Raw genomic sequence first — 9856 nt, forward strand, 5'->3', positions numbered from 1 at the left:
ACTGTTTAGTCCTCCCCCAGGATCTGCGGCACCTTGAAACGCTGCTGCTCCTGGGCAGGGGCGCCGGAGAGCGCCTGCTCGGGGGTGAGCGACGGACGGACCTCGTCCGCGCGCATGACGTTGGTCAGCGGCAGCGGGTGGGAGGTCGGCGGTACGTCTTGGTCGGCTACCTCGGATACGCGGGCGACCGCGCCGATGATGTCGTCGAGCTGTCCGGCGAAATGGTCCAGTTCGGAGCCGGACAGCTCCAGACGCGCCAGCCGGGCGAGGTGGGCGACCTCCTCGCGCGTGATGCCAGGCATGCAGCGATCCTCAGGGTGAGTGTGTGGGAATGTGCCCCAATCCTATGGGCCGCGACGCCCGCCCACGAAACGCTTACCCCCTCGGACCCGTCCCGGCCGGCTCATCGCACGCCGTATCCGCCGTCCGTAACCGCCGTCCGTGACTGCCGTCCGTAACCACTGCAACCACTTCAACTACTGCACGACGCGCCCCGGGCTACTGCACGACATGCCCCGACTGCCGCACCACCTGCGCCGAAGCCGCCGCCCCTGACACCGCCCCCGCCGCCCCCGACGCGGCCCCCGTCGCCCCCGACTGCTCGCGCGCCCGCGCCGCAGCCAGCTCCGCCGGGCGCTGCCAGCCGCGCTCTCCCCTGGCCAGCAGCCAGGCCGTCGCCTCGTGCGGCGGCATCGCGGCGGCCACCAGCCAGCCCTGGACCGCGTCGCAGCCCAGGTCCCGCAGCCGCTCCCAGGTCTCGTCGTCCTCGACGCCCTCCGCGACGACCAGCAGGCCCAGGGAGTGCGCCAGATCGACGGTGCAGCGGACGATCTCGGCGTCCTCCGTGTCGACGGCCAGCCGGGCCACGAACGAACGGTCGATCTTCAGTTCGCTCACCGGCAGCCGTCGCAGATGGACCAGCGAGGAGTACCCGGTGCCGAAGTCGTCGAGGGACATCTTCACGCCGTGGCCGGTCAGCCCGGCGAGGGTGTCGGCGGCGCGCTGGGGGTCCTCCAGCAGTACGTGCTCCGTTATCTCCAGCTGGAGGGAGCCCGCCGGGACGCCGTGCCGGGCCAGCCGGGCGGCCACCGCACCCGCGAAACCGGGGGTGTGCACATCGCGCGGCGAGACATTGACGGCCACCGGGACCATCAGTCCCTGGGAACGCCAGCGCGCGACCTGAGCGAGAGCCTTCTCCAGCACGTACTCAGTGAGGTGAGGCATCAGACCGGAGGACTCGGCTATGGCGATGAAGTCGTCGGGAGGGACCCGGCCGCGCTCCGGGTGCACCCAGCGCACCAGCGCCTCCAGGCCGGCCACCTGGCCGTCGAAGCGGACCTTCGGCTGGTAGTGCAGCTCGACCTCACCGGCGTCCAGCGCGCGCCGCAGATCGCCCAGCAGGCCGAGCCGGTCGGGGGTGTTGGAGTCGCGCTTCGACTCGTACACCTCGACGCCCGTACGGTCCCGCTTCGCCTGGTACATGGCGACGTCCGCGCGGCGCAGCAGCCCCTCGGCGTCCACCGCGTGCTCGGGGTAGACGGCGACTCCGGCGCTCGCCTCCAGGACGAGCGTGAGCCCGTCGAGGTTCAGCGGCGAGGACAGCTCGGCCGCCAGATGGCGGGCCACACGCTGTGCGCTCGTCGTGGAGTCGCAGGTCGGGAGCAGTACGGCGAACTCGTCGCCGCCGAGCCGCGCGGCCTCGGCGCCGTGCGGCAGGGCCAGCCTGAGCCGGTCGGCGATCTGCAACAGAAGCCGGTCCCCGGCCAGATGACCGAGCGTGTCATTGACCGAACGGAAGCGGTCGAGGTCGATCAGAACGAGCGCGGACCGGGCGCCGAGGCCCTCCGCCTCCTCCAGCGCCGACCAGGTGCGCTCCAGCAGCCACTGCCGGTTGGGCAGTTTGGTCAGCGGGTCGCGCAGCTGCTCCTCGGCCCGCGCCCGGGCGATCCAGAGCGTGGAGTCCAGGGCGATCAGCGGGATGGCGAACAGCGGCAGGAGTACGGGCAGCGAGACCGCGACGACACAGATCAGCGGGGCGATCCCGAGCAGTGCGACGGCGACGAGGCCCTGGCGGTAGAGGGCGGTGCGGGCACCGGCGGGCTCCCCGCTGTGCTGCGGCGTCAGCGCGTACCACAGCAGCAGCCGGGTGACGACGAGATGCGTGGCGGCGGCCAGCACGATCTGCGGGACGCTGCCGAGGGACCAGTCCAGCGGCTGCCAGGGCCGCTCGACGGTGGGGACCACACCGAACAGCGCGAGGACGAGCGCGGCGGCCCCGATGCCCAGCATGTCCGCCGCGCCGTGCAGGACCCCCAGCCGCCAGCGGTGCCGGCGGGCCACCCCGACCAGGACGACGACGGCCAGGCTGACGAGGCCGGCCGCCACCCAGCCGTACAGCAGCAGGACCGCCAGGGTGAGGGCGGCGCCGGAGCCCGTACCGCCCCACCAGCGGTCGCGGCCGAGCGCGACCAGGTGGCCCACGATGATGCCGGTGAGCACGGCCAGCGCCCAGCCGGCCGTGGAGCCGGGGAAGAGCGCCCGCCCGTCCCGCAGGGCCAGGACCAGTCCGGTCACCAGGACGACCACGGCGAGGCCCACCACAAGAGCCGGTGTGCCGGCCGCGATACCCGCGCGTCCCGCCACAAATCCCGCGAATCCGCGCGGGGGTGAGACCGGGGCGGCGCTCTCGGTCGGTTTCATTCCCGTCCCTCTCACAGCCGGCGGAGCCGATGCCACGCGATGGGCGCGTCGTCATGTCAGCGCGGCCGGATTCGCACTGCGCGGCCGCACGCGACAGGCGCGCCTCACAACAGTAGGCCGCCGAGGGCCCCAACGGGCAGCGCTCTACCGCTGTTGCCCGAATGCGACCTGCCCATCCGGATCCGTCTGGTATGCGCCGAACGGGTGACCTTGACGGCCCGAATTCGACGGTGCGCGCCCTGATCCCCGGGGAGTTGACCGCATTACTCCTCGGGAGTGATTTCCGTCTCCTCCCCCGTACCCCCGGCCGCCACCTCGGCCGCCGCGGCGGTCTCCTCCCCCGCCACAGGCGGCTCCTGCGGGGTGGTGGCCGTCTCCCTCGCCGCGTCCGGGCCCTGTTCGAGAAGGACGGTGAAGCCGTCCTCGTCCAGCACGGGCACCTTCAACTGGACGGCCTTGTCGTGCTTCGAGCCGGGGTTCTCGCCGACGACCACGAAGGCGGTTTTCTTCGAAACCGACCCCGTCACCTTGGCGCCACGCGTCTGAAGCGCCTCTTTCGCGCCATCTCTCGTGTACCGCTCCAGCGTGCCCGTCACGACCACCGTGAGCCCCTCCAGGGGCCGGGGGCCCTCGTCCTCGCCCGAGGCCTCCTCCTCCGTACGGACGCCCGCCGCACGCCACTTGCGCAGGATCTCGCGGTGCCAGTCCACCGCGAACCACTCCTTGAGCGAGCCCGCGATGATGGGGCCGACCCCTTCGACGGCCGCCAGCTCCTCCTCGGTGGCCGCGTCGATCGCGTCGATCGCGCGGAACTCCCTGGCCAGCGCCTCAGCAGCGACCGGCCCGACATGACGGATGGAGAGCCCGGTGAGGATCCGGGCCAGCGGGCGGTCCTTGGCCTTCGCGATGTTCTCCAGCATCTTCTCCGCGTTGCGCTTGGGCTCGCCCGCCATGGTGGCGAAGACCATCGCCTTCTTGTCCTCGCCCGTCTTCGGGTCCCGCTTGGGCAGTCCGCTGTCCGGGTCGAGGACATACGCCCGGATCGGCAGCAGCTGCTCGATGGTCAGGTCGAAGAGATCGCCCTCGTCCACCAGCGGCGGCACCGTCGGCTCCAGCGGCTTGGTCAGGGCCGCGGCGGCCACATAGCCGAAGTTCTCGATGTCGAGGCACTTGCGGCCCGCGAGATAGAAGAGCCGCTCCCGCAACTGGGCCGGGCAGGTGCGCGCGTTGGGGCAGCGGAGGTCGATGTCGCCCTCCTTCATGGCCTTCAGCTCCGTGCCGCACTCGGGGCACTCGGCGGGCATCACGAACTCGTACGCGTCCGCCGGGCGCAGGTCGATGACCGGGCCGAGGATCTCCGGAATGACGTCCCCGGCCTTGCGCAGCACGACCGTGTCGCCGATCCACACGCCCTTGGACTTCACCACGTCCTGGTTGTGCAGCGTGGCGAACTCCACCTCGGAGCCGGCCACCGTCACCGGCTCCACCTGCGCGTACGGAGTGACACGCCCGGTGCGGCCGACACCCACCCGGATGTTCACGAGCTTGGTGTTGACCTCCTCCGGCGCGTACTTCCAGGCGATCGCCCAGCGCGGCGCGCGCGAGGTGGAGCCCAGCCGGCCCTGGAGGGGGATCTCGTCCAGCTTGACGACCACGCCGTCGATCTCGTGCTCGACGGAGTGCCGGTGCTCACCGAAGTACGCGATGAACTCCCGTACGCCCGCGATGTCCTGGACCACCTTGTTGTGCTGGGCGGTGGGCAGGCCCCAACCGCGCAGCAGCTCGTACGCGTGCGAGAGGCAGTCGATGGTGAATCCCTCGCGCGCGCCGATGCCGTGCACCACCATGTGCAGCGGGCGGGTCGCGGTGATCTTGGGGTCCTTCTGGCGCAGCGAACCCGCCGCCGCGTTGCGGGGGTTGGCGAAGGGCTTGTCGCCGGCCTCCACCAGACGCGCGTTCAGCTCCTGGAACGCCTCCATCGGGAAGTAGACCTCGCCGCGGATCTCGACCAGCTCCGGGACGTTCTCCCCGGTCAGCCGGTGCGGGATCTCGGCGATCGTACGGACGTTGGGCGTGATGTCCTCGCCCGTACGGCCGTCGCCGCGGGTGGCGGCGCGGGTCAGCCGGCCGTGCTCGTAGGTGAGGTTGACGGCGAGTCCGTCGACCTTCAGCTCGCACAGGAAGTGGTAGTCCGGGGTGCCGACGTCCTTCGCGACGCGCTCCGCCCAGGCGGCCAGCTCCTCGTCGTCGAAGGCGTTGTCCAGGGAGAGCATGCGCTCGCGGTGCTGGACTGCGGTGAACTCCGTCTCGTACACCCGCTCGACCTCTTCGGTCGGCGAGTCGGGCGTACGCAGCTCCGGGTGGTCCTCCTCCAGCTTCTGCAACTCGCGGAACAGCCGGTCGAACTCGCCGTCACTGACGACGGGCTGGCTGTTCACGTAGTACCGGAAGCGGTGCTCCTCGATCTGCTCCACGAGCAGGGCATGCCGCTCACGCGCCTCCACGGGCACCTCAAGGGCCTCGCCCCGCTGTTCGCCAGCCACCGTTTCGTCCTCCCGATTCACCATGATCCGGCCCTCGCCCGTCGCCGGAGCCGTCACTCAGGGTTGTCCACGAGGGATCTCGCGGCCCTGACGCAGAACGCCTGCGCGGCACGGGCGTACGCGGGAGAGGCCCCCGCGAGACCGCACGCCGGAGTGAGCACCACGGACTCGGCGAGAGTCCCCGGATTCAGCCCCAACCTGCGCCACAGCGTTCTGACACCCATGACGCTACCGGCAGGGTCTGACAATGGGCCTTCGGTACCCGGCACGATTCCGGCGAACAGTTTCGTACCGCCCTCCACCGCCTCGCCGATCGTCTCCTCATCACGCTCCGTGAGCAGAGAGAAATCGAACGAAACCGCCGCCGCGCCCGCCCGCCGCAGCAGCGCGAACGGCACGTCCGGCGCGCACGAGTGCACGACCGTCGTCCCCGGGCTGAGCGCGGTCAGCTCCCGCAGCGCGCTCTCGACCACCTGCCGGTCGACCGCGCGGTAGGTGCGGTAGCCACTGGCGGACCTGACGTGTCCGCGCAGGACGGCGGTGAGCGACGGCTCGTCGAGCTGGAGTACGGGTACGGCCCCCGGCACCCGGCGCCGCACCTCCGCGAGGTGGCCGGTGAGCCCCTCGACCAGCGACGCGGCCAGGTCCCGGCAGGCTCCCGGATCGCTCAGCGCCGCCTCGCCGCCGCGCAGCTCCAGCGCCGCGGCCAGGGTCCACGGGCCGACGGCCTGGATCTTGAGCGGTCCCTCGTACCCCTGGGTGAACTCCTCCAGCGCGTCGAGGTCCTCCCCCAGCCAGGACCTGGCGCGCTTGGTGTCCCGGCCGGGCCGGTCACTGATCCGCCAGCCGCTGGGCTCCACGCGCGCGTAGACGTCGGCGAGCAGTCCCGCCGTACGGCCGATCATGTCGGCGCCGGGGCCGCGCGCGGGCAGTTCCGGCAGGTAAGGGAAGGTCTCGAAGGCGCCGGTGGCCGTCTTGGCGGCCTCCCGGGCGTCGCCGCCGGGCAGCGAGCCGACGCCGGTGGCGGGTCCGAAGGTCATCGCGCTCATCGGCCCGGCCTTACGGTGATGTCGTCGATCTGCGCGTCGCGCGGCAGGTCGAGCGCGGTGAGCAGCGCCGTGGCGACCGACTCGGGGTCGATCCAGCGGGCCGGGTCGTACTCCTTGCCCTCCTGCTGGTGCACCTTGGCCTGCATGGGGCTCGCCGTACGGCCGGGGTAGACGGAGGTCACCCGTACCCCGTGGGGCCGCTCCTCCTGGCGCAGCCCGTCGGCCAGCGCCTTGAGGCCGTGTTTGGAGGCGGCGTACGCGCTCCATCCGGCGTGGGTGGCGAGCCCCGCGCCCGAGTTGACGAAGATCACCTGGCCGTGGGAGATCCGGAGCTGGGGCAGCAGGAGCCGGGTCAGCTCGGCCGGCGCGACGAGGTTGACGTTCAGCTGGTGGTGCCAGGACTTGGGCGTCAGCTCCCCGACCTCCCCCAGGTCCACGACGCCCGCGATGTGCAGGAGCGAGTCGAGCCGGTCGGGCAGCGCCTGCTGGGCGAGCGCCCAGGAGAGCCGGTCGGGGTTGGTGAGGTCGCCGACGAGGGTACGGGCGCCGGGCAGGCCGGCGGCGATTTCCTTCGCGCGGCCGGCGTCACGGGCGAGCAGCAGCAGGTCGTCGCCGCGCTCGTGGAGCCGGCGCGCGACAGCGGCGCCGATGCCCGAGCCCGCACCGGTGATCAGATGGGTAGCCATGCGGTCATCGTCGCATCACCCCGGCCGCCCCTCGCACCGTCACCGCACGCCGGCGGCCTCCTCCAGGTACGCGAGGGCGCGCACCCCGTCCTCGGCGAAGAACACCAGGTCGCCGAGGGGCAGCGGCAGGAAGCCCTCGTCCTCCATCCGGCGGAACTGCTGCTTCAGCCCGTCGTAGAAGCCCGCCGTGTTGAGCAGCACCACGGGCTTGGTGTGCACGGCGTGCTTCTTCAGCTCCAGGACCTCGGTGGCCTCGTCCAGCGTGCCCAGACCGCCGGCCATGATCACGACAGCGTCGGACCGGGCGAGCAGCAGCGCCTTGCGCTCCGCGAGGTCCTTGGCGACCACCATCTCGTCCGCGTTCGGCCTGGCCATGGCGCCGAGGAAGTCCACCGAGATCCCCACCAGCCGCCCGCCGGCCTCCTGCACGCCGTCGGCGACGACCTTCATCAGCCCACTGTCCGAGCCGCCCCAGACGAGGGTGTGACCGCCCTTGCCGATCAGTTCGGCGAATTCGCGGGCGGGGCGGGTGTAGCGCTCGTCGAGGTCGGCGGCGGAGAGGAAGACACAGATATTCATGGGTGCACGGTAGGACGCGGGAAGAGCGGGCCGCATCTATTTGCTGAACAGAAGGGCCGACGCATCCATCACAGCCGACGTATCCCTCGAAGAGGACGGATCATCATGACCGCGACCACAGGACACACCATCACCGTCGAGCAGGGCTCCGAGCGTGTACGGGTCGTACGGGACGGACAGCTCCTCGCCGAGAGCAGCCGACCGCTGGTGCTGCGCGAGACCGGCTGTCCCGTCCGCTACTACCTTCCGCCGGACGATGTGCGGACGGAACTCCTGACGCCGTCACCGACCACCACCCACTGCCCGTTCAAGGGCGACGCGTCGTACTGGTCGCTGCCCGACGCGCCGGACCTGGTCTGGGCGTATCCGACACCGAAGGCGGAGGTCGCGCAGGTCAAGGACCACTTCTGCTTCTACGACACGGAGGTTGTGGAGGGCTGAGGACGCCCTCCCGAACACCCTCTTTAAAGAAGGCGCGGAAAACTTCTCCGCGGACCGATGAGTTGCGCCGGGCGCCGCGGTCTGAACCCGCATGAGCAACGTGTGCATGGTGAATTCGGGGGACGCCACCCCGATCGCGTTCCGGCGGACGGGCGAGGGACCGCCGGTCGTTCTGGTCGGGGGCGCGTTCAGTACGGCGGAGTCGGAGGCTCCGCTGGCGAAGCTGCTCGCGCCCGTCTTCGACGTCATCACCTACGACCGGCGCGGGCGCGGCGCCAGCGGCGACACCGCCCCGTACGCGGTGGAACGGGAGATCGAGGATCTCGCCGCCCTCCTCCGCATGGCGGGTCCGGACGTCTCCGTCTACGGGATGTCCTCGGGCGCGGCGCTGGTCCTGGAGGCCGCCGCGGCGGGGCTCCCGATGGCGCAACTGGCGCTGTACGAGCCGCCGTACCTCACCGAAGGCTGCATGAGCACGGCGACAGGGCCGGCCTACAGCGAGCGGCTGGCCGGCCTGCTGGCGCGGGGGCGGCGGGACGACGCGGTCGAGCTGTTCCTGCGGACGGTGGGAACAGCGGGCGCGACGGTCGGCGGTCTGCGCCGCTCGCCGATGTGGCCGGACCTGGCGGCACTGGCCCACACGCTGGCGTACGACGACGCCGTACAGCGCCGGGGCCCCCTGCCGGCCGAACGGCTGTCGGCGGTCCGGGTCCGCGCGATGGTCGTGGACGGCGGCGCCTCCCCTTCCTTCCTCCGCGACGCGGCCCGCGCCACAGCGGCAGCCCTGCCACGTGGCCGGCACCGCACCCTGACGGGCCAGACCCACGAGGTGGCCCCCCATGTACTGGCACCGGTACTGGAGGACTTCTTCGCGGCATGACACACCCGCGAGGAGCGAAGGCGCGGTGCGGTGCGGCGTCTGTTACTGCTTCCGTCACGGCTGGTAGTGGGGAAGGGGGCCGCCCCTCCAGCTGTGAGTGTCGCGCCTCCAGGACAGGTGTAAAGGGCGCTCCTGCGTCGCGTCGGCTGCGCCGATTTCGCTTCGCTCACCCTTGACACCTGCCCCGGAGTCGCAAGTGCGGCCTATCGGGAGGGGCGGCCGGGGGGTGAGGGGGGCCCAAGAGGTCCGCCTGTTCTGCCACTCGGCTCAGGGTCCGACGGCCCGGCGGACCCTGCGGGGCCACGCGGCAAAGGAGAGGGACGGCCCGACACCGGCTCAGCGGCCAACGGTCCGCTGCTGGCTGAGACTCATGCCCCGCTGGTCACCGTGGAGTGGGAGCAGAGACAGCTGGGACCCGTGTGGCGACAAGTGGGCTCCCGGAGCCGGTATTTGCATCCAGAAGGGCGTCTAACGCACCTCAGGACACATGTGCCGCCCGGAGAGCCCCCCAACCACCTTCCAAAATATCTCATATGGGACAGATCAGTGGAGGTGTGGGAGCTTGATCCCAACGACTGCGACGCTGTAGCCATCCGACGGGCCGGAGGCGGCTCTAACGTCGCACTCCCCGCCCCGGGCACCGCCCGGAGACCCCGGACCGGCCCGAAGACCCCGGCCGGACAGTAAACCCCGCCCGCCTTCCGGGCACCACAACGCAACGGTGAACAGCGGGGCATGAGTCTCAGCCAGCAACGGACAGCCGGCCGCTGAGCCGGGGCCGAGTCCCCCCATACAACTGCCGCGCAGCCCCGCAGGGCCCACCCGCCCGCCGGCCCCCGAACCGACCGGCAGAACAACCGGCCCCCGGGGCAACCCCCTCCCACCCGGCCGCCCCTCCCAAAAAGCCGCACTTGCGACTCCGGGACAGGAGTCAAGGGTGAGCGAAGCGAAATCGGCGCAGCCGACGCGACGCAGGAG

The 9856-nt window shown here is 71.4% G+C and carries 8 protein-coding genes; 2 read left to right on the plus strand and 6 right to left on the minus strand.

Translation table 11 applies throughout. The features are described from left to right. Positions 1–5 precede the first annotated feature (5 nt). The 6 genes from gatC to AB0389_RS35420 all read right to left on the minus strand — a co-directional run bounded on the left by gatC (position 6) and on the right by AB0389_RS35420 (position 7557). Entirely contained in the window at positions 6–302 is a 297-nt protein-coding gene (gene gatC / locus AB0389_RS35395) for an Asp-tRNA(Asn)/Glu-tRNA(Gln) amidotransferase subunit GatC (protein ID WP_114662190.1), read from the minus strand. A gap of 196 nt (positions 303–498) precedes the next feature. Next, positions 499–2700, minus strand: a complete 2202-nt coding sequence (locus AB0389_RS35400) for a bifunctional diguanylate cyclase/phosphodiesterase (RefSeq protein WP_366399675.1) — start codon at positions 2698–2700, stop codon at positions 499–501. Between the two features lie 263 nt (positions 2701–2963). Beyond that, positions 2964–5267, minus strand: a complete 2304-nt coding sequence (ligA, locus tag AB0389_RS35405) for an NAD-dependent DNA ligase LigA (RefSeq protein ID WP_366399681.1) — start codon at positions 5265–5267, stop codon at positions 2964–2966. Positions 5268–5296: 29 nt separating this feature from the next. Then, positions 5297–6292, minus strand: coding sequence for a methionine synthase (locus tag AB0389_RS35410; RefSeq protein ID WP_366399676.1), 996 nt, complete (start codon positions 6290–6292; stop codon positions 5297–5299). Beyond that, the gene (locus AB0389_RS35415) at positions 6289–6978 is read right to left on the minus strand and encodes an SDR family oxidoreductase (protein WP_366399677.1); all 690 of its coding nucleotides are present in this window, start codon (positions 6976–6978) and stop codon (positions 6289–6291) included. Before AB0389_RS35415 ends, AB0389_RS35410 begins: the two co-directional genes overlap by 4 nt. A gap of 39 nt (positions 6979–7017) precedes the next feature. Continuing rightward, positions 7018–7557, minus strand: coding sequence for a TIGR00730 family Rossman fold protein (locus AB0389_RS35420; protein WP_366399678.1), 540 nt, complete (start codon positions 7555–7557; stop codon positions 7018–7020). A gap of 105 nt (positions 7558–7662) precedes the next feature. On the opposite strand from AB0389_RS35420, the gene AB0389_RS35425 reads away from it, so the two are divergent. Both AB0389_RS35425 and AB0389_RS35430 read left to right on the plus strand, forming a co-directional pair. Continuing rightward, positions 7663–7998, plus strand: coding sequence for a DUF427 domain-containing protein (locus tag AB0389_RS35425; protein WP_366399679.1), 336 nt, complete (start codon positions 7663–7665; stop codon positions 7996–7998). 100 nt (positions 7999–8098) lie between these two features. Then, positions 8099–8878, plus strand: coding sequence for an alpha/beta fold hydrolase (locus tag AB0389_RS35430; RefSeq protein WP_366399682.1), 780 nt, complete (start codon positions 8099–8101; stop codon positions 8876–8878). The last annotated feature ends 978 nt before the right edge of the window (positions 8879–9856 follow it).

Source organism: Streptomyces sp. NPDC093109 (genome assembly GCF_040701725.1).
GTDB lineage: Bacteria > Actinomycetota > Actinomycetes > Streptomycetales > Streptomycetaceae > Streptomyces.

Bases quoted from the DNA above. Each gene is read 5' to 3' on its own strand.
- gatC (WP_114662190.1), bottom strand. From the start codon at position 302: ATGCCTGGCATCACGCGCGAGGAGGTCGCCCACCTCGCCCGGCTGGCG.
- AB0389_RS35400 (WP_366399675.1), bottom strand. From the start codon at position 2,700: ATGAAACCGACCGAGAGCGCCGCCCCGGTCTCACCCCCGCGCGGATTC.
- ligA (WP_366399681.1), bottom strand. From the start codon at position 5,267: ATGGTGAATCGGGAGGACGAAACGGTGGCTGGCGAACAGCGGGGCGAG.
- AB0389_RS35410 (WP_366399676.1), bottom strand. From the start codon at position 6,292: ATGAGCGCGATGACCTTCGGACCCGCCACCGGCGTCGGCTCGCTGCCC.
- AB0389_RS35415 (WP_366399677.1), bottom strand. From the start codon at position 6,978: ATGGCTACCCATCTGATCACCGGTGCGGGCTCGGGCATCGGCGCCGCT.
- AB0389_RS35420 (WP_366399678.1), bottom strand. From the start codon at position 7,557: ATGAATATCTGTGTCTTCCTCTCCGCCGCCGACCTCGACGAGCGCTAC.
- AB0389_RS35425 (WP_366399679.1), top strand. From the start codon at position 7,663: ATGACCGCGACCACAGGACACACCATCACCGTCGAGCAGGGCTCCGAG.